This is a genomic window from Streptomyces sp. V4I2, from assembly GCF_030817655.1.
GTDB classification, from domain to species: domain Bacteria; phylum Actinomycetota; class Actinomycetes; order Streptomycetales; family Streptomycetaceae; genus Streptomyces; species Streptomyces plumbiresistens.
This window is the reverse complement of record NZ_JAUSZM010000003.1, coordinates 9,082,689-9,106,316: the sequence shown is the minus strand read 5'-3', so window position 1 is coordinate 9,106,316 and position 23,628 is coordinate 9,082,689. Positions and strand designations below refer to the sequence as shown.

18 protein-coding genes, 1 tRNA gene and 1 pseudogene are annotated in these 23,628 nt (G+C 70.3%); 7 read left to right on the top strand and 13 right to left on the bottom strand.

The genetic code is table 11. The annotated features are described in order from the left end of the window. Position 1: 1 nt before the first annotated feature. Both QFZ76_RS42535 and QFZ76_RS42530 read right to left on the bottom strand, forming a co-directional pair. A complete protein-coding gene (locus tag QFZ76_RS42535) occupies positions 2-1,141 on the bottom strand; it encodes a substrate-binding domain-containing protein (RefSeq protein WP_307678678.1) in 1,140 nt (379 codons plus the stop codon). Between the two features lie 628 nt (positions 1,142-1,769). After that, positions 1,770-2,801, bottom strand: a complete 1,032-nt coding sequence (locus QFZ76_RS42530; protein WP_307678677.1) for a substrate-binding domain-containing protein — start codon at positions 2,799-2,801, stop codon at positions 1,770-1,772. 597 nt (positions 2,802-3,398) lie between these two features. On the opposite strand from QFZ76_RS42530, the gene QFZ76_RS42525 reads away from it, so the two are divergent. Continuing rightward, positions 3,399-4,862, top strand: a complete 1,464-nt coding sequence (locus QFZ76_RS42525; protein ID WP_307678676.1) for an arabinofuranosidase catalytic domain-containing protein — start codon at positions 3,399-3,401, stop codon at positions 4,860-4,862. Positions 4,863-5,510: 648 nt separating this feature from the next. Further along, on the top strand, positions 5,511-8,132 hold the full coding sequence (locus QFZ76_RS42520; protein ID WP_307678675.1) for a LamG-like jellyroll fold domain-containing protein: 2,622 nt from the start codon (positions 5,511-5,513) through the stop codon (positions 8,130-8,132). 209 nt (positions 8,133-8,341) lie between these two features. Here QFZ76_RS42520 and QFZ76_RS42515 read toward each other — a convergent pair whose 3' ends face one another. From QFZ76_RS42515 to QFZ76_RS42505, 3 genes are all read right to left on the bottom strand, one after another. Further along, on the bottom strand, positions 8,342-8,506 hold the full coding sequence (locus QFZ76_RS42515; RefSeq protein WP_373464441.1) for a hypothetical protein: 165 nt from the start codon (positions 8,504-8,506) through the stop codon (positions 8,342-8,344). A 275-nt stretch (positions 8,507-8,781) separates the two neighbouring features. Continuing rightward, positions 8,782-8,855 (bottom strand) — tRNA-Pro (locus QFZ76_RS42510). A gap of 93 nt (positions 8,856-8,948) precedes the next feature. Beyond that, positions 8,949-10,391 (bottom strand): MFS transporter, encoded by a 1,443-nt coding sequence (locus QFZ76_RS42505; protein WP_307678674.1) that lies wholly within the window; start codon positions 10,389-10,391, stop codon positions 8,949-8,951. A gap of 284 nt (positions 10,392-10,675) precedes the next feature. Between QFZ76_RS42505 and QFZ76_RS42500 the strand changes: the two genes are divergently transcribed. Together QFZ76_RS42500 and QFZ76_RS42495 are read left to right on the top strand one after the other, a co-directional pair. Next, positions 10,676-11,254, top strand: a complete 579-nt coding sequence (locus QFZ76_RS42500; protein ID WP_307678673.1) for a TetR/AcrR family transcriptional regulator — start codon at positions 10,676-10,678, stop codon at positions 11,252-11,254. A 99-nt stretch (positions 11,255-11,353) separates the two neighbouring features. Further along, a complete protein-coding gene (locus QFZ76_RS42495; RefSeq protein WP_307678672.1) occupies positions 11,354-12,295 on the top strand; it encodes an alpha/beta hydrolase fold domain-containing protein in 942 nt (313 codons plus the stop codon). 174 nt (positions 12,296-12,469) lie between these two features. On the opposite strand, the pseudogene QFZ76_RS42490 reads toward QFZ76_RS42495, so the two are convergent. The 8 genes and pseudogenes from QFZ76_RS42490 to QFZ76_RS42455 form a co-directional block, all read right to left on the bottom strand. Further along, positions 12,470-13,107: pseudogene (locus QFZ76_RS42490) on the bottom strand (Ldh family oxidoreductase); the annotation flags it as partial. 303 nt (positions 13,108-13,410) lie between these two features. Then, positions 13,411-14,361 (bottom strand): catechol 2,3-dioxygenase, encoded by a 951-nt coding sequence (locus QFZ76_RS42485; RefSeq protein WP_307678671.1) that lies wholly within the window; start codon positions 14,359-14,361, stop codon positions 13,411-13,413. Beyond that, complete coding sequence (locus tag QFZ76_RS42480) at positions 14,358-15,470, bottom strand: 4-oxalomesaconate tautomerase (RefSeq protein ID WP_307678670.1); 1,113 nt, start codon at positions 15,468-15,470, stop codon at positions 14,358-14,360. Before QFZ76_RS42480 ends, QFZ76_RS42485 begins: the two co-directional genes overlap by 4 nt. Next, positions 15,467-16,171: a 4-carboxy-4-hydroxy-2-oxoadipate aldolase/oxaloacetate decarboxylase gene (locus tag QFZ76_RS42475; RefSeq protein ID WP_307678669.1), complete on the bottom strand. Its 705-nt coding sequence runs from the start codon at positions 16,169-16,171 to the stop codon at positions 15,467-15,469. The genes QFZ76_RS42480 and QFZ76_RS42475 overlap by 4 nt, the downstream gene beginning before the upstream one ends. After that, on the bottom strand, positions 16,168-16,917 hold the full coding sequence (locus tag QFZ76_RS42470; RefSeq protein WP_307678668.1) for a PIG-L deacetylase family protein: 750 nt from the start codon (positions 16,915-16,917) through the stop codon (positions 16,168-16,170). Before QFZ76_RS42470 ends, QFZ76_RS42475 begins: the two co-directional genes overlap by 4 nt. Before the next feature lie 171 nt (positions 16,918-17,088). Continuing rightward, entirely contained in the window at positions 17,089-17,739 is a 651-nt protein-coding gene (locus tag QFZ76_RS42465; protein ID WP_307678667.1) for a GntR family transcriptional regulator, read from the bottom strand. A 126-nt stretch (positions 17,740-17,865) separates the two neighbouring features. Continuing rightward, positions 17,866-18,576 carry a response regulator transcription factor gene (locus QFZ76_RS42460; RefSeq protein WP_307678666.1) on the bottom strand — a complete coding sequence of 237 codons (711 nt, stop codon included), beginning with the start codon at positions 18,574-18,576 and terminating at the stop codon, positions 17,866-17,868. Positions 18,577-18,629: 53 nt separating this feature from the next. Further along, positions 18,630-19,136, bottom strand: coding sequence for a MarR family winged helix-turn-helix transcriptional regulator (locus QFZ76_RS42455; protein WP_307678665.1), 507 nt, complete (start codon positions 19,134-19,136; stop codon positions 18,630-18,632). 324 nt (positions 19,137-19,460) lie between these two features. On the opposite strand from QFZ76_RS42455, the gene QFZ76_RS42450 reads away from it, so the two are divergent. The 3 genes from QFZ76_RS42450 to QFZ76_RS42440 all read left to right on the top strand — a co-directional run bounded on the left by QFZ76_RS42450 (position 19,461) and on the right by QFZ76_RS42440 (position 23,584). Continuing rightward, entirely contained in the window at positions 19,461-20,498 is a 1,038-nt protein-coding gene (locus tag QFZ76_RS42450; protein ID WP_307678664.1) for a zinc-binding dehydrogenase, read from the top strand. Positions 20,499-20,591: 93 nt separating this feature from the next. Then, positions 20,592-21,971, top strand: a complete 1,380-nt coding sequence (locus QFZ76_RS42445) for a sensor histidine kinase (protein ID WP_307678663.1) — start codon at positions 20,592-20,594, stop codon at positions 21,969-21,971. Positions 21,972-22,102: 131 nt separating this feature from the next. Beyond that, positions 22,103-23,584, top strand: a complete 1,482-nt coding sequence (locus tag QFZ76_RS42440; RefSeq protein ID WP_307678662.1) for an MFS transporter — start codon at positions 22,103-22,105, stop codon at positions 23,582-23,584. The last annotated feature ends 44 nt before the right edge of the window (positions 23,585-23,628 follow it).

The window sequence follows — 23,628 nt, the reverse complement described above, 5'->3', positions numbered from 1 at the left end:
CTCAGCCGATCCCGAGCTTCGACTGGAGGGACTGGTACGCGCTCAGGTCGGACTTGGTGACCAGACCCACGCCGGAGCTCAGGGTCGAGCCGTCCTTCTCCAGGTAGGGCTTGACGATCGCCATCGTCTTGGCCTTGCCCAGCACCTTCTCCGCGGCCAGGAGGTACGCCCCGGTGTAGCCCTGCTGGTACGGCATCTGCACGACGGTGCCGGAGATGACGCCGGACTTGATGAACTTCAGGGTCTGGGCGTCGGAGTCGTCCGACACGATGTGCACCGAAGCCGTCTTGCCGGCCGAGGTCACCGCCTGCGCCAGCGCGGGGCCGTCGTAGGAGAAGACGCCGTACAGGCCGTTGACATCGGGGTTGTTGGCCAGGATGGTCTCGGCGTCGGAGGTCGCGGTGCTCGCCTGGAGGTTGTCGTTGACCTTCTGGGCGACCGTGATCTTGGTGCCCTTGAGCGCGGCCTCGAAGCCCGCGATGCGCTGGGTGGCGTTCGACGCGGTGAGCGAGCCGACCAGGATCGCCACCTTGCCCTTGCCGCCGAGCACCTGCTTCATCGCGGTGCCCGCCTGGAACCCGGCCGTGTAGTTCGGGGTGCCGAGGTAGAGCGAGGCGGCGTCGGTGCCGGGCAGCGGCGAGTCGATCGCCAGGACGTTGATGCCCTTCTGCACGTCGGAGTGGATGGTCCCAGCAGCCGACGTCGGGTCGATCGCCGAGATCGAGTAGCCGGTGACGCCCTGCGAGCGCAGGGTCTCCAGCTCCGAGTTCTGCTCGGTCAACTTGCCGTTGGCCGGGGCGAAGTACGTGCACTTGCTCTTCGCGATGCCGAGGTCGGAGCAGCCCTTGAGGAACCCGACCTGACCGGCCTTCCAGTAGTCGGCGGCCACGTTCACGACCATCGCGATGTCGGCCTTGGACAGGTCCTTGCCAGCCAGCGCCGACTTCAGCGCCGCGTCGAGCTTGGCGAGGTTCGTCTGGTTGAAGGTGACCGAACCGGCCAGCGCGACGGGGGCCGCGCTCGAGCCGGCCGAGTTGGAGGAGTCGGAGCCGCCCGCGTTCTTGGAGCAGCCGGCAGCGGTGAGCGAGATGAGCACGGCGGTCGCGGCGACCACAGTGCGGGCTCGTCCGGTGCGAATCATTGGTGATCAGCGCCCTTCTAGGCGTGTCGGGGGGAGAGCCCACGATCGGGAACGGATGTGGGCGACTCGGGATGACTGGATCGCGGTCCCGTCCGCCGGGCCGGCCGATGGCACACCGGTACTCGGGGGCGGGCGGGGACGGTTGGGGGGCACTCGGGAGTCGTTGGCGGGCGAGTGGTCGGCCTGGTTCCAGCGGATCGCGTGGGTGGACCGGTAGATGGCGGAGGAATGCCGCCGGGGAGCCGACCGTGGTGACCGTGGCATGGGCAGCAGGTCGGCGATGCCCGAGTCGCCTGATGGCTGGTCAGAACCTGTGGACCATCGGGCCCGACGGTGGCCGGTGTGGAGCTGTCGCGGCGGGCGCGGATCGCGTGCGGTCGGCCACCACTTCGCCGGTTCCACGGCCGAAACGGCCTGGACGGCGCGGTCGTTCGGCGTACGGCACGTCACTCGTGACGGCAGCCCCTGACGATGGGGAGCTGGACGACGTGGTGTGGTCCCGCAGCCGGAGCGTTGGTGGTCACGGTAATGGGGAGCGGCCCATTTCAGGTTCCTTTCCTGTGGGCAGGCCGGTGATGCGACGGGCAACGGGCAAGACTCCGACGGCGGTTCGGCCGGTGCGCGTCGGTCAGTGTCTGGGGCGGGTCGCCGAGGTTCGCACCACCAAACTGGGCGGGATGACGATGTGGGGTGTCTCGCCGGCCGCCGGGATCCCGGCGTCGGGATCACCGACGATCTCGATCAGCGCCCGCAGGGCACGTCGGCCGAGTTCGTCGAAGTCCTGGCGGACGGTGGTCAGTGACGGGCCGAAGTACTCGGCCTCCGGCGTGTCGTCGAAACCGATGACGCTGATGTCCTGGGGCACCCGGTGCCCGGCCTTCTGCAGTGCCCGCAGCATGCCGAGCGCCATGTGGTCGTTGGCGCAGAACACCGCGGTGATGTCGGGGTCCGCGGCGATCCGTTGACCGTGCTCGTATCCGGTGCGGGCCGTCCAGTCACCGCCGACCAGCGGCTCGGCCACCGCGGCGCCCCGCTTTTCCAGGGCGTTGCGCCATCCGGCCTCGCGCTCCTGGGCGTCGAGCCAGGAACGCGGCCCGACCAGGTGGTGCACCGTGTGATGGCCGAGATCGAGCAGGTAGGAGGTGGCGAGCTCGGCACCCGCCTCGTTGTCCACGGCGACCGAGGCCAACGCGGTGTGGGTGCCGCAGCCGACCGCGACCAGGGGCACGTCCGACGGCACGTTCGCCAGTGCGCCGACCGCGGAGGTCTGCGGGGCGATGACGATGATTCCCTCGACACCCTGGTCCCGAAGCCGGTCGACGGCGTCCAGCAGCGAACGCCGATCCAGCGTGCCGACGGCGGCCACGGTGACGAAGTACTCGTGCTGTCTGGCCGCTTGTTCGACGCCGTAGAGCATGCAGGCCGGGCCGTACAGCGTGGTGTTGAAGCTGATCACACCCAGGGTGCGGGTACGGCGGGTCGCCAGGGTGCGGGCGGCGGCGTTGGGGCGGTAGCTGAGTTCGCGGACCGCCGCGAGCACACGGTCCCGGGTGGCGGGCCGCACGTTCGGACGGTCGTTGAGGACCCGTGAGACGGTCTGGTGCGAGACGCCCGCGATCCGGGCCACGTCCGCCATCACGGGTGCACGATCCCCTTCCATGATTCACCTCCTCACGCGCCGTCATGTTTCGAGCTGTGTGCTCCCGGTCGGCACCGGGAGCGCCGCGAGGAAATTGTTAGCGCACACATTTTGGATGGGTCAATCGCTCCGACTACTGTCTTGCGGAATTCTTAACCGCGTTATCAGGACACCAGAACCGCCCTGAGCTGCTCATCCGTCACCCATGGGGGGGGAGTGGGGGTGCCGACCGAGCACCGGAGCCATAGGACCGCATGACCTTTGTTTCCACACTCTTGACTGTTCAACTGTGTTGCCTGCAGTTCACCGCGGCGTAAAAAGATGGTGTCGCTAGACCGCTCGATCAGTCACCGAGCACGTGAGAACCGCGCAGGCACAACACTGCGGTCGGGCCAGCTCCAACAGAGCGACCGTCAGGCCGACCATGACCCCGTCTCCCTACAGCTCGGATGAGGGTCAGCATCTGGGGCGCCTCCATTGTTAGCGCTCACAATTCCCCCCGCTGAGCGGTTCGACCGTCCCCCTGCTCCCTGCGCACGCGGCATCGCGCCGGACAAGAACGCAAGACGGAAGAGGTTCACAGTGATAGCCAGACATCTGAGAGGACTCCGGCTGAGGGTGGTCGGCGCGGTCCTCGCACTGCTCGCCGGCATCCTGGCCGGGGTGGTGGGTACCGCAGGCACGGCCCAGGCGGCTTCGTCCCTGCCGTGCGACATCTACGCCTCCGCGGGGACGCCGTGCGCCGCGGCGCACAGCACCACGCGGGCGCTCTACGCCTCCTACAACGGCGCTCTCTACCAGGTCAAGCGCGCCTCGGACGGCGCCATCACCGACATCGGACTGCTGAGCGCCGGCGGTTACGCGAACGCGGCGGCGCAGGACTCCTTCTGCTCCGGCACGACCTGTGTCATCACCAAGATCTATGACCAGAGCTCGAACCACAACGACCTGACCATCGAGGGGCCGGGCGGCAACGGCGGACAGGACGTCGGCGCCATCGCCAATGCCCTGCCGGTCACGGTCGGCGGCCACGCGGCCTACGGCGTCTTCGTGTCGGCCGGCGTCGGCTACCGCGACAACAGCACCACGGGCATCGCCACCGGCAGCAACCCGGAGGGCGCCTACATGGTGACCAGCGGCCACCACGTGAACCACCGGTGCTGCTTCGACTACGGCAACGCCGAGACGTCCGGCAACGACACCGGCAACGGCCACATGGACGCGATCAACTTCGGCACGGAGTGCTGGTTCTCGTGTTCCGGCGCCGGATCGGGCCCCTGGGTCGAGGCGGACCTGGAGAACGGGCTCTTCTTCGGAGGAAACGGCTCGAACACGAACAACAAGGGCAACTCCAGCGAGTACGTCACCGCCATGGAGAAAAACAACGGCACGACCACCTACGCGATCAAGGGCGGCAACGCCCAGTCGGGGACACTGACCACCTGGTACAACGGGGCCCTGCCCAACCTCGGCGGATACACCCCGATGCACTTGGAGGGCGCCATCGTCCTCGGCACCGGCGGTGACAACAGCAACGGGTCCGACGGCTCCTTCTTCGAAGGCGTCATGACCTCCGGCTACCCGACCGACGCCGCCGACAACGCCGTGCAGGCCAACATCACCTCCGTCGGTTACACCACCCCGGCCGCCACCTTCCCCGTCGCCGGCACCGCCTACCGCCTGACCAACACCAACTCCGGCAAGGTCCTGGACGCGGTGAACTGCGGTACGGCCAACGGGACGTCGATCGACATCTGGTCCTCGCTCGGCAACACCTGCCAGCAGTGGAAGTTCGCCAGCGCGGGCAACGGCCACTACACCATCACCAACGTCAACAGCGGCACGGTCCTGGACGACAAGAACTGCGGGGAGAGCAACGGCACCGCCGTCCAGCTGTGGGCCTCGCTCGGCAACACCTGCCAGCAGTGGGACGTCACCAAGGCCGGCAGCCACTACAGCATCACCAACGTCAACACCGGAATGACGCTGGACGTCGCGAACTGCGGAACGGCCAACGGCACCGCGGTCCGCCAGTGGCAGCAGCTCGACAACAAGTGCCAGCAGTGGGACATCGCCCCCTGACCGAACCGACCGAGTCACCGTCGGCGGCGGCGAGCACTGCGGCACCGAGGGCGGTGCCGCCCGCCGTTCGCCGCCGGTGGAGGCCGCTCCACACGGGTGGTGACCGTCGTGGGCTCGACCAGGGACAGCGACTGGAAGGGCACCGCGACGGGCACCGAGGCGGCGAGTGCCGACGTCCCGGGGCTCCGGATTCGGCCGCGCGCAGGCACCGACATCCGCGCCCCGCACAGGCCACCAAGGCTGTTTCTCCCGCGGCAGCCTCGGAGTCAACTTCAGGGGTGTCGGCTCCGGTCTCACCGGGGACAACGGATGGACGCTCTTCCCTGGCTGCCGATTCGCCATCTTCAACCGACGCCAGCACTCGGGGACGAGGTGAGAGTGAAGCCGTCCGAACTGCCCACGCCGGCCCGGCGCAACGCACTGATCCACTCTTGGACTCCAGGCACGTGCGAACGCCGCAGTGCGCTCTCGCCCCCGCGCAGACATCATCCTGGCCATCGGTGCCAAGGCTTGCGATCACCACCGTCCGGATGCGGGCGACACACACCGCGGAACGGCAGTCACCCCCCTTCCGTCATGGTCCTCCCCCGCCACACTCCACCCCGCAGTCGCCCTGACCGACTCGTCTCTCACCAAGGAACGTCGCACATGTCTTCAGAAGCCGGGCTGCCCCGCAGGACCGTCCTCACAGCCGCCCTTGGCGCCGCGTCCCTTGCCGGGACATTCGCCGCCTCCACTCCCGCCCGGGCCGCCGAGCGCTCCGGCACGGCCGCGGACGCCCCTGCCGCGGACCTCCCCGCCTCAGCCGCGCACTGGACCTTCGACGAGGGCTCCGGTACCTCCGCCGCCGACTCCTCGGGCAACGCTCGCACCGCCGTCCTCCAGGGCGCGGCCACCTGGGACACCGGCAAGGTCGGCGCCCACTGCCTGAGCCTCAAGGCAGATGGCAACGCCGCGGCGTCCGGGCCGGCCCTCGACACATCCAAGGCGTTCTCGGTGGCCGCATGGGTCAATCTCGCTCAGACGGGCGGCTACCAGACCGCCGTCAGCATCGACGGCAAGGTCGTCAGCTCCTTCTACCTGGGGCTGCGCGACGACACCGGCACCTTCGCCTTCGCCCGGCTGAACGGGGACGCCACCGGAAACGCCGCCGTGGCGGCCGCCGCCTCCGCCCCCGCCATCGGCGTCTGGACCCATCTGGCCGGCGTCAGCGACCCCTCGGCCGGCGTCACCCGCCTCTACGTCAACGGCGTGCTGGAAGGGGAAACCGCCTACACGACAGGCTGGGCCGGCAGCGGCGACACCGCCGTCGGCCGCGCCCTCTACGGCGGCGGGCACGTCGACCAGTGGCACGGCCTGATCGACGACGTGTGGATGTTCCCGTCCGTCCTCACCTCCGACCAGGTCGCGGCGCTGGCCGGGGTGCCGGTGGAGACCACGACTCCGCTGCTGAGCGTGAACGTCGCCAACCCCGCGCACGCCGTGTCCCCCATCCTTCCCGGCCTGATGTTCGAGGACATCAACCACTCGGGCGAGGGAGGTATCTACGCCGAACTGGTGCAGAACCGCTCGATGATGGCCGGCGACACCGCGCCGGTCCACTGGTCCGCCGTCGGTGCGACGACTCTCGCGCTCGACACCGCCACTCCCCTCAACGACGTGCTCAAGCGTTCCCTCAAGGTCGTGCTGCCGAGCGGCACCGGGGCCGGAAATCGGACCGGGGTGGCCAATGACGGCTTCTGGGGAATACCCGTGCGGCCCCAAACCACGTACATCGCACGGCTGTTCGCCAAGGCATCGCGCCGGATCGGGCCCCTCACGGTGGCCATCGAGTCGGCGGACGGCGCGACGGTGTACGCGTCCGCACAGGTGCCCCACGTCGGCACCGCGTTCCCCGACCGCCCTTTCGAGCTCATCCTGCGCACCGGTCCAGGCGCCCCCGTGGTCGGTGACGCGAAACTGACCGTCACCACCGCCGACCCCGCCGCCGCGGGCGAGACCCTCTGGCTCCAGCACGTCTCCCTCTTCCCACCCACCTACAACAACCGTCCCAACGGACTGCGCATCGACCTGATGGAGAAACTGGTCGCTCTGAAGCCGAAGTTCCTGCGCTTCCCCGGCGGAAACTTCGTCGAGGGCAACACGATCGCCACTCGGTTCGACTGGAAGAACACCATCGGTCCGGTCTGGGAGCGCCCCGGCCACATGGACGACGCCTGGGGATACTGGTCCACGGACGGGCTCGGACTGCTGGAATACCTGGAATGGGTCGAGGACATGGATGCCCAGCCGGTCCTCGCCGTCTTCGCCGGCTACTCGCTGAAGGGCGAACACGTGACCGGCGACGCACTTAAGCCATACGTCCAAGACGCACTCGACGAGATCGAATACATCACCGGCCCCGTGACCAGCACCTGGGGCGCAAGGCGGGCTGCCGACGGACACCCGAAGCCGTTCCCACTCGAGTTCGTGGAGATCGGCAACGAGGACTTCTTCGACCGCTCCGGATCGTACGAGGAGCGGTATGCGGCCTTCCACGACGCGATCAAGGCGAAGTACCCACAACTGAAGCTGATCGCCACGACGCCGGTGACGAGTCGCGAGCCGGACCTGATCGACGAGCACTACTACCTCGCGCCGTCCGCCGCTCAGGCATCCACCCACAAGTACGACAGCCGAGACCGCAACTCCACGAAAGTCTTCGTCGGGGAATGGGCCGCGCAGGAGGGCCGCCCCACACCCGACCTCAACGCCGCGCTGGGCGACGCCGCATGGCTGGCCGGGCTGATCCGCAACTCCGACCAGGTCCTCATGGAGTGCTACGCGCCGCTCTTCTCCCACGTCAAGAACAACGTCTGGGCGACCAACCTGATCGCCTACGACAACCTCACTAGCTACGCCTCACCCAGCTACTGGGCACAGCACATGCTGACGAGCAGGCTGGGCAGCACAGTGCTACCTGCCGCCGCCCGTGCACTGCCGGCCGTCGCCACCGTCGCCACCCGCTCCGGGAGCCGCCTCTACCTCGCAGTCGTCAACTGCGGGACGGAGAAGGTGAATGTGCCGGTCGAACTGAAGGGGCTGGCCAAGGGTGTCAAGAGGAACGCCACCGTCACCGTCCTGACCGGACCCTCACGTACCACCACCAACACGCTGACCGAACCCACCACTGTGGTGCCCAGGACCAGCACCGTCACCGGCGCCGCAGCTTCCTTCACCAGCACCCTGCCGCCGCTCTCCGTCACCGTCCTGGAACTCACCCTGACCTGAAACGCCACTCCGGCAACGCGAAGCCTTCGCCCAGGAGCACGGCAGCGCTCCAGCTCCCCTGCTCCCGGGGTCCGTTCGCCGGCCGGCGATGATCGCGTCCCGCCAGGCAGCAGGTCGGCTTGGCGCATGTGCAGTCCTTGAAGAAGGACCCCGTTACCGCTGGCGAACTGTCGGGCGATGTGTCGAACCTTCCGAGTGGGAGCCGGAAATCACGCGCCCGGCCCCATCATCACATTCGGTAGAACAACTGGGGGCAGGCTGCGACGCAGATGAAGCGCCTCGCGGTAGAGGTGCCAGAAGGAGCCCGTGTCGGACAGCGCGCGCTCGGTGGTGTGGTTGGCGAACCACTCCGGCTGGGGCAGCCAGGGCTTCACGCCGGCGTCCGCGGGCGTGAAGCCGAACGGGGACGCCTGGCCCGCACGGGCACAGGCCGCTACCGACAGGGGCGTTGGATGGACGCGGCCGTACGGTCATCGGCCCGCAGAGGGCGGAAAGTGCGCACGTGAGCGGACCGCATGGCGCACCTTGACTGGGTCAAGATGCGCTTCAGCCCAGTCAAGTGCGCTGGTCCCCGACCGGTCCCCAAGAATGATCAAAAGGCCGTTTCAGATCTCCTCTGAAACGGCCCCTGACCTGCGACTTCGTAAAGTCGGGACGACAGGATTTGAACCTGCGACCCCTTGACCCCCAGTCAAGTGCGCTACCAAGCTGCGCCACGTCCCGGTGCGCTCTCCACAGCCGGCCGCTTGAGACCCTCCGTGTGAGCGCGCAGGTCAACCCTACCCCATGGGTGCGGGCCGACCCGCTGTGCCCGCGTCAGCCGTGCGCCACGGTCTCCTGCTCCACGGCGGTCACCTCATGGGCGGCGCGGGCCTTGCCGGTCGTACGGCCGCCGCGGCGAGTCGGCACCAGCAGCGCGGCCAGGGCGGCGGCCAGGCAGAGCAGGGCCAGCAGGGTGAAGCCGTGGGTGTAGCCGGAGGCGTACGGCAGGCCCGAGGGCTGGAGGTGGCCGGTGACCAGGACGCCGGTGACGGCGGCGCCGATGGATCCGCCGATGGTGCGGATGTTGGCGTTCATGCCGGTGGCGGCGCCGGTCTGGTCGGCGGGGACGCTGCCCACGATCAGGTTGGCCATGGAGGCGAAGGCGAGTCCGATGCCGAGCCCGAACAGGCCCGCGACCAGGGCGACTTGCCACTGCTCGTCGTGCCACAGGGCGAGGAAGCCGCAGGCCACCGCGCCGAGCGCGGCACCGGTCGTCAGGAGCGTCTTGGCGCCCAGGACCGGCTCGAGTCGGCCGCTGAGCACACCGGACAGGAACATCGCGACCAGCATCGGCAGCATGAGCAGTCCGGCGGCGGTGACACTCGCGCCGAAGCCGTACCCGGCCGACGAGGGCGTCTGCACGAAGCCCGGCAGGAAGGACCAGATCGAGTACATTCCGGCGCCGAAGAGAAGCGCGGCGGTGTTGGTGGTCCACACGGCCGGCAGTCGCATGACGCGCAGGTCGATCAGCGGGGTGCGGGAGCGGGCCTCGGTGTACAGCCACAGCGCGAACAGCGCGACGGCGGCGGCGAACAGGCCGAGCACCCGGGCGGACCCCCAGCCCCACACGCCCGCCTGACTGAGCGGCAGCAGCAGGGCCACCAGCCAGGCCGACAGCAGTGCGGCGCCGTACCAGTTGACCTGCCCCTCGGCCCGGCGGGGCGACTCGGGGACGTAGCGTACGGCGATGAGCGTGGCCAGGGCGACGATGCCGACCGGGATCCAGAACAGCCACCGGTAGTCGAGCGCGGTGACGATGGGCCCGGCGGCGACCATGCCGACGCCGCCGCCCGCGGCGATGACGGCGGACAGGTTGCTGATGCTGCCGCTCACCTCGGACGGGGCGAACTCGTCGCGGATGATGCCGAAGGAGAGGGGGAACAGGGCGCCGCCGACGCCCTGGACGACCCGGGCGACGATCAGTACGCCGATGCTGGGCGCGAGCGCGGCGAGCAGACAGCCGACGGCCACGGTCACCAGGACGGCGACGAGGGTGCGTTTCTTGCCGATCAGGTCGCCGACGCGGCCGAGGATCGGGGTGAAGACCGAGGCGGACAGCAGATAGGCCGTCATCACCCAGGTCACGGTGGACTGCGAGGTGTGCAGGGCGTGCTGGACGGTCGGCAGGGCCGGCGCGATCAGCGACTGGAGCATGGAGAACACGCCGGCACCGGTCGCGAGGACCGCGAAGGTGAGGCGGGTGGACTTGCGGGGCATGAAGAGCCTCTCCGAACACAGGGTGCGGCCGAAGCCTCTGACCGCGGTCGTCGGTGCGGACCCGGTGCGCCCTGCGGGCGGGCACGGGGACGCCGGCGGCCGCGGTGAGCGGTCGCGGAGGGGATGTATGGGCAGGAAGACGCGTGCGGCCGTGTTTGGGCAGGAAGGCGCGTGCGGCCGCACGCGTCCACGGCGAACGCACCTCGCACTGCTAAAGTGGAGGTACACCTCCACTCTAGCGGAGGCACCCCTCCGCTTCAACCGAGCCAGCCCGGGAGGCAGCCGTGACCGTCCAGCCGTTCCCCGTCAGAGAGATCGTCGCGGCCCGCCGACCGCACCGGAAGGACGCGGCCCGCAACTACGACGCCCTGCTCGCCGCCGCCCGCGAGGCCTTCGCGGAGCACGGCGCGGAGGCCTCGCTGGAGGACATCGCGCGCCGCGCGGGCGTCGGCATCGGCACGCTGTACCGGAACTTCCCCACCCGCCGCCATCTCTTCGAGAGCGTCTACGCGGACGAGGTCAACGCCCTGTGCCAGGTCGCCGAGGAGGTTGCCGACCGGGAGCCCTGGGATGCCCTGACGGCCTGGCTGGACCGGTTCGCGGGCTACATGGTGACCAAGCGGGCCGTGCGGGAGGCGCTCAACGACGAGTCGGAGATCTTCGCCGCCTGCCGCGCGTCCATGTACGCGGCCGGGGGCCCGCTGTTCACCCGGGCCCAGCAGGCCGGCGAGGCGCGCACGGACATGGACTTCGTGGACCTGCTGCGCATGGTCGCGGGCATCACCGCGACGACCTTCGACGACGACGCCCAGCGCGACCGGGTGCTGTCCGTCGCCCTCGACGGCGTGCGGACCGCCCGCTGAGACAGACACCCTAGCTTTGCATTGCCTGACTCAAGTAAATTCCTCGCGTCAGGTGCAGCCCCGCCCCCGGGCCGCCGCAGTCCCAGCGAACGGAACCGCATGTCCCTCCTGGCCCGCCCGGCGGTGGCCACCCTCGCCGCCAAGACGATGCAACGGATGACCCTGCTCGCCGACCGGCGTTCCAGCGGACGCGGCTCGGCGGCGGCCTCGCACGCCCGTTTCCCCGAATTCCCGCGCACTGTGAAGGAGTTGACGATACCCACCTCCGTCGCCGAGGCCCGGGTGACGGTGTACCTGCCCGCGCCCGGGGAGGCCGGCGAGGCGGCGCCGCCGGTGCACGTCAACTTCCACGGCGGCGGCTACGTCATCTCCCTCACGGAGATGGACGACCCGCTGTGCCGCTTCCTCGCCGCACAGGCGGGGGTCGTGGTGATCAACGTGGATTACGTGGTCGCCCCGCAGCACCCGTTCCCGGCTCCGCCGAGGCAGGCGTACGAGGTCGTCCGCTGGGTCGCCGAGCACGGCGCCGAACACGGCTGGGACGGCGGTCGCCTCACCGTGGGCGGGCAGAGCGCGGGCGGCGGACTCGCCGCGGCCGTGGCGCGCCAGGCCCTGGAGGAGGGCGGTCCCGCGATCGCGCTCCAGGTCCTGCACTATCCCCCGCTGGACCTCGCGACCGGTGCCCGGCACAAGCGCGCCGCCGTCGACCGGCCGATGCTGCGGCCCTGGATGGCCGACATCTTCGACACGTCGTACGTCCCGGACGTCCGGCTGCGCGCCGACCGGCTGGTGTCGCCCGCCCACTCCTCCGACACCGCGGATCTGACGGGCATCGCCCCGGCCCTCGTGATCACGGCCGAGTACGACCTCCTGCGGGCGGAGGCCGAGAGCTACGCCGACCGGCTGCGGAAGACGGGCTCCCTGGTAGGGCATCACGACGTGGCCGGGGCCGACCACGGGTACGACGGCTCGGACGACGAGAAGGCGCGGGAGACCTACGCCCTGATCGCCCGCCATGTGCGCGAGGCCGTCCGCTCCTGAGGAGACAGAAGCCGCCGGCCGCCCCCCTCCGACGGCCGGCGACATCCGATCCCCGCGCTCCCGTGAGGCGACCGGCGTGGGCGGGGTGATTCCGAACTTCTCGGCGTTCTCCGTGAGTTCGCGCCACACCTTGGGCGCCACCGGAATCCCTTGCCCGGCCCGCTCCACGGCCACGGCGGCGCTGCGCTCGCCCGGGTAGTGCACGCCGTCGGCGACCGGCAGGCCCTTGAGCGTGGACAGCGTCGCCTCGACCCCCTCGGTGAAGCCCTCCGCTCCGCCGAAGGCGGCCGGATCGACGGCGATGAGCAGGGCGTTCTGGCGGTGCCTGCGACCCCCCGGGTCGTCCGAGTGGAACGCGGCGAAGATCGGCGCGCCGACCAGCACACTGGTGAGCAGCTCGAACGCCAGGGAAATGCCGGACCCCTTGGCACCGCCCAGCGGCAACGGCATGACGGCCGTCGCGGGGTCTTGGTGGGGGTGCCGTCCTCGGTGGCGGCCGCTCCCTCCGGCAGCGGGATGCCGCTCGCCTTGGCCTGGCGGATCCTGCCGAGCGCGATGGTGGCGGTCGCCATGTCGAGCAGCAGCGGCGCGTGACTCGACGACGGATCCGTAGGGACGGCGATGGCGAGCGGGCTGGTAGCCACCGCGGGGCCCTTCACTCCCGTGTAGCCCATGTTCGGCATGCCGGCGACGAAGCCGAGGCCGACCATGCCCTGTTCGGCGATCTTCGAGACGTAGTAGCCGATGGCGCCGGTGTGCACGGTGCCGCGCACGCCGACCGAGGCGATGCCGGTGGTGCGGGCCCGGCTCACGGCCTCCTCGGCCGCCGCGCTGAGCGCCACCGGGCCGGGGGAGGTGCGGCAGGACCGAGCCGTAGATGAACATGTCCAGGCCGCGGCCGTCGAAGAGGACGGCCAGCCAGCACAGGCCGACGACCAGAAGGGCCAGTCTGCTGCCGCGGGCGGACAGGAGGGAGGGGGAGGAGGACATCCTTGTTTTCCGCTCGTGCGGGCGGGGTGCCCCGACGCTAGAGACCCACAGGAAGACTCGTCAACATTTTTGTCAACAATCTCATCGACAATCAAACTTCGCGTCGGGGCGACAGGCGGGGGGCGCTACGCGACCGGCGGCGTGCCGTGCGTATGGAAGGACTCGATGGTCTTCAGCCCCCAGGCCTGCCCCTTCTTCCGCTCCTCCTCGGTCCAGGTGATCAGCGGCCAGTCGGGCGCCAGCACCAGCCGCGTGAGCGGGTTGCACAGCTCGATGCGGTTGCCGCCGGGCTCGTAGACGTACAGGAAGAACGTCTGCTGGATGGCGTGCTTGTGCGGGCCCGTCTCGATGAACACAGCGTTGTCGATCGCGAGGTCCGCCGCGCGCAGGATGTCCTCGCGGCTGTCGGTCGCGAACGCGATGTGGTGCAGCCGGCCGGCCGAGCCGGTCCAGTCCGAGGTGTAGACGACGTCGTACGACTTGTTCGTGTACGTCAGCCAGCGCGCCGCGATCGTGCCCGTGTCGAGCCGGATCTGCTCGGTGGGCCGGGCGCCGAGGACGTTCTGCTGGAACTCGGCGTTGGCGAGCACGTCGGCGGCGAGGAAGTTGATGTGGTCCAGGCGCCGCACCCCCACGCCCCGGTTGGGCTTGGCCTGCGGCTGGTTCTTGAGCGCGGGCTTCAGCTCCTCGGGGGCCCGGTAGTGCTCGCTCTCCCAGTACAGGGCGTGCTCGTGGCCGTCCGGGTCGGTGGTGACGTAGAGCTTGCCGAGGCCGGGTTCGTCCTCGACCCAGTGCCCACTGCCGCCCGTCTCCTCGATCGCCTTGACCCGGCGCTGGAGGGCCTCCTCGCTGGAGGTGCGCAGGGCGAGCCGGCCGAGGCCGGGCTGCTCGCGGGCGGTGAGGACCAGGCTGTGGTGCTCGTAGTCGTCGAAGGTCCGCAGGCGGACGGTGTCGCCGTCCTGCCCGTTGACGGTCAGACCCAGATAGTCGGTGAAGAAGGCGACGCTGGCGTCCAGGTCCGGGGTGAACAGCTGGGCGTGGCCGATGTGGGCGATGTCGCCGAGCGGCGGAGTCATCGTTGACCTCCTTGGGTGTGCGGGGGAAGTGGTGCCGTCTCGGCGGACCTGGGGAAGACGGTGCCGTCGAAGATCTTGCGGGCCGTGCGGACCACGGCGGTACGACGGGCGTGGGGCAGGCCGTCGGGGGTCGCGTCGAGGCTGCTCTCGATGTCCAGGAACCCCGTGGGATGTTCGATACGGACGCGGTCACTGCCCGCGTCGAGTTCCGCGAGGTCGGCCCCCACGCTGCCGTCGATCCGCAGTCCGGCGGCGACGCTTGCCGCGCCGAGCACCCCGATGGAGGTGTGGCAGCGCACCGGGATGAAGGTGCGGGTGGTGATCGCGCCGCCGTCCCTGGGCGGGGCGAGCAGCGAGAGCTTGGGCACGGTGGCGTTCGAGACGTCGCCGAGGCCCATCAGGCGGCCCGCCTCCAGGCGGATCGTACGGAGCCGGCCGGTCAGCTCTTCGTCGGCCTCCAGCTCGGCGGGCGACTCGTAGCCGGTGACCTTGAGCGAGGCGGCCTCGATGAGGACCGTCGGCATGCCGTTGTCCACGCAGGTCACGGGTACGCCGTCGATCTCGTCGCGGACGTGGCCGGTGGGCAGCAGCGGGTTCGCGCTCGGCGGGAACCCGATCACGACCGGCGCGGCCGTCCCCGGCACACCCGAGATCTCGGCGTCCCCGGTGTAGCGCACCCGGCCGCCGGGGGTCGGGAAGGTCGCCGTCGCGTGGTCGCCGGTGTTGACCATGCGGATCCGGACGGAGGTCTCCTCCTCCCCCGCCACCACCAGCCCGCGTTCGACGGCGAACGGTCCGATGCCGGCGAGGATGTTCCCGCAGTTCTGACGGTCACTCACCTCCGGCTGGTCCACGACGACTTGGAGGAAGAGGTAGTCGACGTCGGCCCGCGGGTCGGCGGAGGGCGAGACGACGGCCACCTTGCTGGTCAGCGGGTGCGCCCCGCCCAGGCCGTCGATCTGCCGCTCGTCGGGGCTGCCCATGATCCGCAGCAACAGCTCGTCGCGCAGGGCCGGTTCGGCGGGAAGGTCGTCGGCCAGAAAGTAGGCACCCTTGGAGGTACCGCCCCGCATCAGCAGGCAGGGCACCCCCTCCGGCACGGGGGTCACGACCGCTCCTCCGCGTACTCCTCATACGTCCGGTACTCGACGCCGAGCCGCTTGAGGGTCTCGCGCAACCCATAACGGTCCAGGCCGAGTTCGCCCTCGATGAAGGCGGCGCGGGCCTTGGCCTCCTTGGCCTCGCGGGCCTCGGACGCCTCGACGGTGGCGCGTACGCGCTCCCGGGGGACGACGACCACGCCGTCGTCGTCGGCGAGGATCACGTCGCCGGGCCGGATCACCTGGCCGTCGACGGCGACCGGCACGTTGACCGAGCCGCCGGTGGCCTTGACCGTGCCTTGCGCGGAGACCGCCCGGGACCAGGCCGGGAAGTTCATCTCGCGCAGTTCCTGGGTGTCGCGGATACCGGCGTTGATGACCAGGCCGCGCACGCCGCGCCGCTGGAGCGCGGTGGCGAACAGTTCGCCGAACATGCCGTCGGTGGACGGGGAGGTGGTGGTGACGACCAGGATGTCGCCCTCGCCGCACTGCTCAACGGCGGCGTGGATCATGAGGTTGTCGCCGGGCCAGCTGAGCACGGTGACCGCGGTGCCCGCGACCCGTACGCCCTGCTGGATCGGGCGGATCCCGGGCTCGAGCAGACCTGTGCGGCCCATGGCCTCACTGACGGTGGCCACGCCGTACTGGGCGAGGGCGTCGACGTCCTTCGCGTCGGCCTTCGGCGGGTTGGTGACGATCACGCCGCTCATGCCAGCTCCTTCGCGATCTGCGGGTACGGGCGCATGAACGCCTCGGCCATGGTCTTGTGCGCGAGGCCCAGGTTCGGGCCGGCGTTCCGCTTGAGCTGGACGCCACGGCGGACGGCGAGGTCGGTGTAGTAGTCCCACAGGTGCTGCTGTGCGCCCAGGCACTCCATGGCCTGTCGCTTGGTCTCCCACACCTCGGTGATGTCGAGGAGTACCTCGGGCCTGAAGCCGCTCATCTCGGGCTGGTGCGGCTCGAAGCAGAAGACCGGCGGGGCGCCGATGATCTCGCCGGGGCCCGGGTAGCCGATGGCCTGGGCGAGGACTCTGGCTTCCAGGGCCATGCGGTTGGCGGCCGGGTGGTCGCCGTTGTACGGGTCCTCGGCCGGGTGGGTGAGCACGATGTCGGGCTGGGTGTCGCGGTAGACCTCGACGAGCCGGTCGGTGAGCTCGGGGGTGACGAGCAGCGGGTAGTCGCCGGCGTCGAAGAAGCGGACCTCGGCGCCCAGGGTGGCCGCGGCGCGCTCGGCCTCGTCGCGGCGTATCGCCTTGATCTCCTCGAGCTTCCTGCCCTCGCGCCAGGCCTTGGCGGACTCGCCGCGTTCACCGAAGGTCAGACAGGCGATGGTGACCTTCTCCCCGCGGGAGGCGGCCAGGGCGATGGCTCCGCCCGCTCTCCATACGAAGTCCCCGGCGTGCGCGGTGATGACGAGTGTCGATCGTGGGACGGCGGGCGCGCCTGGGTGCGTCATGGTTCTCATCGCTCTCTGTTCGGGCGGTTCGCCTCCGGGGTGCTCCAGCCGCCGTCGAGCCCCCGACCGTGCTCAGCCCCTGAGGCCTTCGCGCGGTCGCGCTCTCGACACCGGCGCGCCCCTTCGGCTCACTCGCCGGGAGTGGACAGGTGTGCGCCCGCCTCGCGCGGCTCAGCCGCGCAGCGCCTCGATCACGCTGGTGAGGTGGGCGCGGACGGCCGTCTCGGCCGCCTGCGGGTCCCTGGCCCTGATCGCTTCGATCATCGCCAGATGCTCATGCAGGGACTCCTGCGGACGCCCGGGCCTCAGCGCCAACTGGAAACGGTGGCGCACCAGTTGGGCGTTGAGCCGCTCCAGGAGTTCCAGGGCGGTCTGCTGTCCCGAGAACTCCTGGATCCTGGTGTGCAGTTCGTGGTTGAGGTCGGAGTAGGTCACGGGTTCGCCGTCGGCCACGGCCTTGGTCATCGCCGTGCCCAGGTCCGTCAGTTCGGCGAGCTGCTCGTCGCTGGCCGCGACGGCCGCCTTCGCCGCGCACAGTCCTTCGAGGACCATGCGGCACTCGGTGATGGCGACCGCTTCCTCCACGCTCACCACCCGCACCCGCGAGCCGCGGTTGCGGATCCGCTCGACGAGTCCCTGGGACTCCAGATCGATCAGTGCCGCCCTGATGCTGGCCCGTGTCACACCGAACTGCTCGGCGAGCTCGTTCTCCACCAGCCGCTGTGCCGGTGCCATGTCGCCGTGCAGGATCGCCTGCCGCAGCTGCGCGAACGCGTGCTGTTTGGCCTGCTCTCCGGTGCTCGGACGGGCTTCTTTCGGCATCGTTGCCCTCCCTGAGTGAGTGCCTGTCAAACCTAAATCTAGCCAAACAAGATTGTCAACAATTTTGTCCGCTGTATTGCAGGGCAGGTTTCTCACAGAATGTCCCACAGGACCCTCCGCGCAGGTTCAGCGGGAGGCGCAGCCCAGCCAGTAGCCGAAGCCGCGGCGGGTGTGAATGAGGTTCGGGTCCTCCTGGTCCACCTTGCGCCGCAGCCGGGAGACCAGCTTCTCGATGGCCTGGTCGGCGCGGTACTCGCCCCAGACGTGCCGGCAGATCTGCCCCTTCGACAGCACGTGCTCGGCGTTGGCCAGCAGGTGGTACAGGAGGCGGTACTCGGCGGGGGTGAGGTCGAGGGGGCGCGGCCCGCGGCTGGCGCGGCACGTGGCGTCGTCCAGGACCAGATCGCCGTAGCAGGGCATGCCCGTGGGCGCCGCGGGGCGTCGGCCGCGCAGCAGGACCTGGACGCGGGCGAGCACCTCGGGGATGCGGACGGGCTTGGTCACGTAGTCCTCTCGCCCCGGGCCGAGTTCGGGGACGAGGTGGTGCAACGCGTCGCAGCTGGCCAGGAAGAGCAGCGGCGGGCGGTCCGCCGGTGCGGTTGGGCGGCCTCGGGCGAGCTCCCTCAGGCCCGGCAGTCCGGTGTCCCACACCACGAGGTCGAACCGGTGCCGGGCGAGGCGGGCCATGCCCTCGGCGCCGGTGCCCGCGGTGCCGACCCGGTAGCCGGCCAACTCGAGCGTGGTGGCGAGCAGTTCGGTGTCGCCGGGATCATCGACGACGACCAGGAGGTGCTGACCGTCCCCGCGGGGAGGCCGCGTGCCGGTAATCCCGTACATGGCGTGACCATTCGTATGGGGAGTGCGTTGCAGGGCCTCGGCCGGGGGCCGGTTCAGCGCGCGACGGGCGGGAGGTCGAGCCGGTCCTCGGCCCGGGCCACAAAGTCGTCGACCATTCGGCGGAAGAGCGCGGCGAGATGCCCGAGATCCCCCTCGGACCAGTCGGCCAGGGCCATCTCCATGCCCCGGCGGCTCACCTCACGGATGCGCTCGACCGCCGCCGCTCCGGCGTCCGTGAGCTGGACGCGCTGGGCGCGCCGGTCGTCCGGGTCGGCGACCCGGATCACGTACCCGCCCTGCTCCAACTGCCGTATCTGCCGGGTGACATGGGACGCCTCCACCGACAGACGCACGGCCAGCACGCCGGGACGCAGCGGCTCACTCTCCCCGATGTGCCGCAGGATGGCCACGGCGGCCCGGTCGAGCTCCAGTCCGGCCGTCGCCATCAGGCGCTCGTGCTGCCGGGCGCGTCCGGCGAGGTACGTGACGCGGGTGAGGACGCTCTCGATCTCGGCCACGTTCGCGGAGACGGGCGCTGCGGTGGACGGCTGTGCGGACATGCGATCACCTTAGAGGTAGTTGCCTAACTTAAGCAATATGGAGATGGTTGCTTGACTTAAGTAATGCGCTTGTGCTTGCCTAAGTCAAGCAAGACGACCTCGGACCGGGGCCGCCCCGAGCGGAGGCGGCTCCTTTCGCGCCGAGCCTGTGGGGACAGGCGCGGCGCGGTCGACGGGCCGGCAGGCGGAGCACTTCCCCCGTCCGCCGCCGGCCCGGCGCCGCAAGCGGACCGCCGGTCGGGTCACTGCCCTCCCCCGCCCGTCAGACCTCGCACCAGCCCGGCAACTCCTGCCACCCCGCACCCTCAGAAAGTGAGACCCTCCATGGCCACGATGAAGTCCGTCCTGACCGGCGCCCAGAACAAGATCGACGTGGTGGACGTCGAGCGCCCCGTCCCCGGCCCCAAGGACGCGCTGGTCCGGATCCGCGCCTGCGGTATCTGCGGCACCGACACCTTCTTCCTGCACATGGGCGGCATGCCGGTCGATGCCAAGGGCTCGATGCGCGCCATCCCGCTGGGCCACGAGCCCGCCGGCGAGGTCGTCGAGGTGGGCGCCGAGGTCACGGACCTGAAGGTCGGGAACCGCGTGGTCGTCAACCCGCAGGGCGCCCCGACCGGCATCATCGGCTGCGGCGGCGACCTCGGCGGCATGGACGAGTACCTGCTCATCCGGGACGCCGAGGTGGGCAAGAGCGTCGCCGTCTTCCCCGACCACGTCCCCTTCGCGGTCGCCGCGTTGAACGAGCCGATGGCGGTCGCCCGGCACTGCGTCAACCGCTCCGAGGCCAAGCCCGCCGACAAGGTCGTCGTCTTCGGCGCCGGCCCCATCGGACTCGGCGCCACCATCTGGCTCAAGCTGCGCGGCGTGGAGCACGTCGTCGTCGCCGACGTCATCCCCTCACGTCTGGAGAAGGCCCTGGCCGTCGGCGCCGATGCCGTCATCAACTCCGCCACGGAGAACGTCACCGAGCGCCTGACCGAACTGCACGGCCAGGCCGCCAACGCCCTCGGCCAGCCCCGCGCCGGCACCGACATCTACATCGACGCCGCAGGCGTGCCCGCCGTCTTCCAGGCCGCCGTCGACTCCGCGAAGTGGAAGGCGAAGCTGGTCATGGTCGCTGTACAGAAGAAGGGCTCGGACATCGACCTCGGCGGCATGCTCCGCAGCGAACTCACCCTCGTCGCCTCCCAGGGCTACCCGACCGAGATCTTCGAGGTCACGGCGGAGCTCGCCGAGCACAAGGACCTCTTCGCGAAGCTGATCAGCCACAGCGTCCCGTTCTCCGACGTCGACCGGGCCTTCGAGCTCGCGCTGACGCCGGGCGCCGCGGAGAAGGTCGTCGTCACCTTCGACGAGTGACGGACCCGCCCGGGCTCCTGCCGCCACCCCCGGCAGGCAGGGGCCCGTGGTGGTCCGCACCGCGGTGACCGCACCGGACGGAACGCCCACACCATGATCGACAACCTGCAACGCCTGCCCTCGGCCCGCCCCCACGCCGTCGACGCCGGACTCGCCGCCGCACTCTTCGCCTGCTCGCTGCCGGGCAGCCTGGTCACGCTCCCGGGCCACGACCCCGGCATACCGTGGTGGCCCGGGGTCCTGCTCACCGGGGTCGCGTGCGCCGCGCTGCTGTGGCGCCGCGGCCGGCCCCGCACGACGACGGCGGTGACCATCGTCTGCGCGACGGCCGTGGCGGCGCTCGGCTACATCCTCACGGTCCTGCTGCTCGGCCCCCTCATGGTCGCGCTGCACTCACTGGCCGTCCGCACCGACCGCAGGACCGCGAACACCTTCGCCGGCACCGGCATCGCCCTGCTGGTCGGCGCCTCCCTCCTCGTCGGCCCCGGCAACGAACCCCTGGTCCTCAAGCTGCTCGGCCCCACCGCCTGGCTGCTGCTGCCCACCTCCCTGGGCACCGTGACCCGACTGCGCGGCGCCTATCTGGAAGCCGTGCAGGCGCGCGCCGAGCACGCGGAGCGCACCCGGGAGGAGGAGGCACGACGGCGCGTCACCGAGGAGCGCATGCGCATCGCCCGGGACCTGCACGACGTCGTCGCCCACCATCTCGTCCTGGCCAACCTCCAGGCCGGCGCGGTCGCCCGGATGCTGCCCGCCCGGCCCGACGAGGCCGAGCGGATCGTGCGGGACCTGTCCGGCACCACCTCTTCGGCACTGCGCGAACTCAAGTCCACCGTCGGCCTGTTGCGGGACCAGGTGGACCCGCCGATCTCCTCCACCGACGCCGAGGACCGTGCGGCCCACCCGGCCGACGGCCAGGACGGTACGACCCACTCGCCCGGTGCTGGAGACCGTACGACCCACTCGCCCGGTGCCGGAGACCGTACGGCCCAACCGTCCGGCGCGGGAGACCGTACGGCCGACCCGTCCGACACCGGCAAGCCGCCGGCGCCCACCCCCGGCCTCGCCCAGCTCCCGGACCTCGCGTCCTCGTTCCAGCACGCCGGCCTCACGGTCAGCCTGGCCACCGACGGCGACCCGCGTCCCCTGTCCGCCGGTGCCGCCCTCACGGCGTACCGGATCGTGCAGGAGGCCCTGACCAACGTCACCAAGCACGCCGTCACCGGCTCGGCCGAGGTACGGCTCGCCTACACCCACGACCGGCTGGTCGTCACGGTCGTCAACGCCGACGCCGTGAGACGGTCCGACTCCTCCTCCCCCGGCGGCGGCGGTTACGGCCTCATGGGCATGCGCGAGCGTGCCCACTCGGTCGGCGGCCGCATCCGGATGGGCCACCGTCCGCAGGGCGGCTTCGAAGTCGTCGCCGAGCTGCCGGTGCAGCCGTACCGGCTGGAGGAACCCGCGGCCACCTGAGGCCCCGCCCCATCCTGGCGCTCGCCACACCCCGATTCAGCTTGCTTAAGTCAATCAATTACGATTAACTTGAGTAAGTCAAGCAACACGGTTTGTCCCCACCCCCTTGTGCCCTGACGGAGGCTCTTGCCATGTCCGACGCCCTTGCCCGACCCACCGCGGCGGTGAAGCCCGCCCCGCCGAGGTCGAACACCGTCGTGGCGGTGCTGGCCTTCGCCGGCATCGTCGTCGCGTTGATGCAGACGCTCGTCATCCCGATCGTCCCCGAGCTGCCGAAGCTGCTTGACGCCTCGGCGTCGAACACGGCCTGGGCGGTCACCGCCACCCTGCTCGCCGCCGCCGTCGCCACCCCGGTGGTCGGCCGGCTCGGCGACATGTACGGCAAGCGGCGGATGCTGCTCGTCAGCATCGTCCTGCTGATCGCCGGCTCCGTCGTCTGCGCGCTCAGCGACTCCGTCATCCCGATGATCGCCGGACGCGCCCTGCAGGGCCTGGCCGCCGGTGTCATCCCGCTCGGCATCAGCATCATGCGCGACGTACTGCCCAGCGAGCGGCTCGCCGGGTCGACCGCCATGATGAGCGCCTCCCTCGGCGTCGGCGGCGCCCTCGGCCTGCCCTCCGCGGCCTTCATCGCCGACAAGTGGGACTGGCACCTCCTGTTCTGGACCTCCGCCGCCCTCGGCGCCGTCGCCTTCCTGCTCGTGCTGACGGTCGTACCCGAGTCCAAGGTGCGGGCCGGCGGACGCTTCGACCTGGTCGGCGCGCTGGGTCTGTCGGCCGGACTGGTGACCCTGCTGCTGGCCGTCTCCAAGGGCGGCGACTGGGGCTGGACCAGCGCCACCACCCTGGGCCTCGGCCTGGCCTCGGTCGTGATCCTGCTCGCCTGGGGCCTTTACGAGCTGCGCAGCAGCCAGCCCCTGGTCGACCTGCGCACCACCGCCCGCCCCCAGGTGCTCTTCACCAACCTCGCCTCGATCGCGCTCGGCTTCTCGATGTTCGCGATGTCCCTGGTTCTGCCGCAGCTGCTCCAGCTGCCCGAGGCCACCGGCTACGGCCTCGGCAAGTCCATGCTCACCGTCGGCCTGGTCCTCGCCCCGCAGGGCCTGGTGATGATGGCCATGTCCGCCGTCTCCGCGACCATCACCAAGGCCAAGGGGCCCAAGCTCACCCTGATGATCGGCGCGCTGATCGTGGCCTCCGGCTACGCCCTCAACATCGTGCTCATGTCCGAGGTCTGGCACCTGGTCCTGGTGTCCTGCATCATCGGCGGCGGCATCGGCTTCACGTACGGGGCCATGCCCGCCCTGATCATGGGTGCCGTCGACCCCACCCAGACCGGCGCCGCAAACAGCCTCAACACCCTGATGCGCTCCCTGGGCACCAGCTTCGCCAGCGCCATCGCCGGCGTCATCCTCGCCCAGATGACCACCGACTACGGCGGCTTCCCCCTGCCCTCGGAGAACGGCTTCAAGGTCGTCATGGCCATCGGCGCCGGAGCCGCCCTGCTCGCCCTGCTCTTCGCCACCTTCATCCCGAAGCACCGCGCCCCGCAGCCCGCACCGGCCGCCGACGGCCCCGCCGAGAACAAGGAGGCCACCACGGCCAAGGTGTGACCAAGCCGACGAGAACCGAGGCGGCCACCACCCGGACGACGGGA

Coding starts and splice junctions, on each gene's coding strand:
- QFZ76_RS42440 (WP_307678662.1), top strand. CDS start 22,103: ATGTCCGACGCCCTTGCCCGACCCACCGCGGCGGTGAAGCCCGCCCCG.
- QFZ76_RS42485 (WP_307678671.1), bottom strand. CDS start 14,361: ATGACTCCGCCGCTCGGCGACATCGCCCACATCGGCCACGCCCAGCTG.
- QFZ76_RS42475 (WP_307678669.1), bottom strand. CDS start 16,171: ATGAGCGGCGTGATCGTCACCAACCCGCCGAAGGCCGACGCGAAGGAC.
- QFZ76_RS42450 (WP_307678664.1), top strand. CDS start 19,461: ATGGCCACGATGAAGTCCGTCCTGACCGGCGCCCAGAACAAGATCGAC.
- QFZ76_RS42505 (WP_307678674.1), bottom strand. CDS start 10,391: ATGCCCCGCAAGTCCACCCGCCTCACCTTCGCGGTCCTCGCGACCGGT.
- QFZ76_RS42495 (WP_307678672.1), top strand. CDS start 11,354: ATGTCCCTCCTGGCCCGCCCGGCGGTGGCCACCCTCGCCGCCAAGACG.
- QFZ76_RS42520 (WP_307678675.1), top strand. CDS start 5,511: ATGTCTTCAGAAGCCGGGCTGCCCCGCAGGACCGTCCTCACAGCCGCC.
- QFZ76_RS42460 (WP_307678666.1), bottom strand. CDS start 18,576: ATGTACGGGATTACCGGCACGCGGCCTCCCCGCGGGGACGGTCAGCAC.
- QFZ76_RS42465 (WP_307678667.1), bottom strand. CDS start 17,739: ATGCCGAAAGAAGCCCGTCCGAGCACCGGAGAGCAGGCCAAACAGCAC.
- QFZ76_RS42445 (WP_307678663.1), top strand. CDS start 20,592: ATGATCGACAACCTGCAACGCCTGCCCTCGGCCCGCCCCCACGCCGTC.
- QFZ76_RS42455 (WP_307678665.1), bottom strand. CDS start 19,136: ATGTCCGCACAGCCGTCCACCGCAGCGCCCGTCTCCGCGAACGTGGCC.
- QFZ76_RS42530 (WP_307678677.1), bottom strand. CDS start 2,801: ATGGAAGGGGATCGTGCACCCGTGATGGCGGACGTGGCCCGGATCGCG.
- QFZ76_RS42470 (WP_307678668.1), bottom strand. CDS start 16,917: ATGACGCACCCAGGCGCGCCCGCCGTCCCACGATCGACACTCGTCATC.
- QFZ76_RS42535 (WP_307678678.1), bottom strand. CDS start 1,141: ATGATTCGCACCGGACGAGCCCGCACTGTGGTCGCCGCGACCGCCGTG.